The sequence below is a fragment of the Agilicoccus flavus genome, from assembly GCF_014857905.1.
Taxonomy (GTDB): domain Bacteria; phylum Actinomycetota; class Actinomycetes; order Actinomycetales; family Dermatophilaceae; genus Agilicoccus; species Agilicoccus flavus.
This window is the reverse complement of sequence record NZ_JACYXE010000033.1, coordinates 1-1,392: the sequence shown is the minus strand read 5'-3', so window position 1 is coordinate 1,392 and position 1,392 is coordinate 1. Positions and strand designations below refer to the sequence as shown.

Here is a 1,392-nt window from a genome sequence, read left to right as displayed (position 1 = left end):
TTCCTCCTCTTCTTCTACCTCCTCAACGACCTCTTCCTCCTCCTCTTCGGGTTCAGGCTCGTATTGAGGTTCTTCGTCCTCCTCGGGCTCAGCCTTGACGTCCTCTTCGCCTTCCGGAGATTCGAGTTCGCCCTTCTTCTTGCCGGGCCTCTCGCCGAACCACTTCGGCAGTCGCGCCTTTTGCCTGCCGCCGAACTGTTCGGCCCTCTCTTGCCACACCTTCTCGAGGAAGTCCTTGTTCAGTTTCTCTAGGTCACCCTCGAACAGTTTCTTTTTGTCGTCGTAGGATCGTGTGTCGACACGCCTCTCGTACTTGGACGCTACTTGAATTTTGGGCGGGTGCTTGCCTGTGAGCGCTTCGGGGTCGAGACCCTTCTTGAGAGCTTTGTGCCTCAGTTGCTGCTTTTGTCTTTCTTTGAGCTCTTTTAAGTCGTAGTCCTGTCTCTTTTGCCTCTCTTCGAGATCGTATTTCTCGGTCTCGAGTTTGACGATGCACTCCCAGAGTTCCTGGGCCTTCTGTCGGAGTTTGTCGACGGAGAGACCCTCGATGGTCAGCGGCTTGATGCGGATGGACAGGGAGATCTTCTTCTCCTCTTCCAGCTGCTCCTTGGTCTTGTTGCGCTCCAGCTGGGCATTGCTCAAACCGAAGTTTTCGCTCTTCTTTTGGATGGTGAAGTTGGGTCCGGTCTTGCTGGCATCTTTCATGGCCTGGAGCATAGCCTGGCGCTTCTTCTCAGCCTCCTCGAGCCGTTGCCTCTTCTCTTCGATGTCGCGTTGTTTCTTCTCTTCGATTTCGCGCACTCTCCTTTCTTCTTCTTCCTTTTTCTTTTGAGCGAGGCGCTTTTCTTCTTCGGCACGAGAAACCTTGCGCTTGGCCTGCTTCTCTTTAAGGCGTTTGAGCTCATCCTCCTCCTTGGCCCGCTGTTTGCGCCATTCGTTGATGTATTCCTTCAACTGTTCATCCAAGTCCGACCGCTTCTGGTCTTGACGCTTGATGAATTCTGGATCTCCCTCACCCTCTTGTTTAGGAGCGGGTTTCGTCTCCGGGACTTCTTCTTCTACTTCCTCCTCCTCAGAGCCAGAATATTCCTCCTCGTCAGACATGTTGGTTGTTTATTGAGTCTATTCGCTGGTAGCGTAGGGCTATTCCAGTTCACGGGTTCAACCTGAGATAATTTGCTAACACTAGCCCTAGCAAGAGCAGTGCTTGGCAGAATCTACCGCCGGTTCGCTTTTGGCTTTTGCGCATGGAACAAGACGCAATAAATATTCCACAAAAAGTGAATTAACAGCGTAGAAAATCCAGAGATGTATTTGAATTTCAAAATATCCTAAATATACATGCATTTTAGTTTAAAAATAAGGCGTTGCTAGTACTTACACGGATGATTT

At 50.5% G+C, this 1,392-nt stretch carries 1 protein-coding gene; it reads right to left on the bottom strand.

Translation table 11 applies throughout. The annotated features are described in order from the left end of the window. The coding region (locus ICW24_RS20040) for a troponin (protein ID WP_226347291.1) at positions 1-1,104 on the bottom strand (1,104 nt) is incomplete at its 3' end. Positions 1,105-1,392 lie beyond the last annotated feature (288 nt).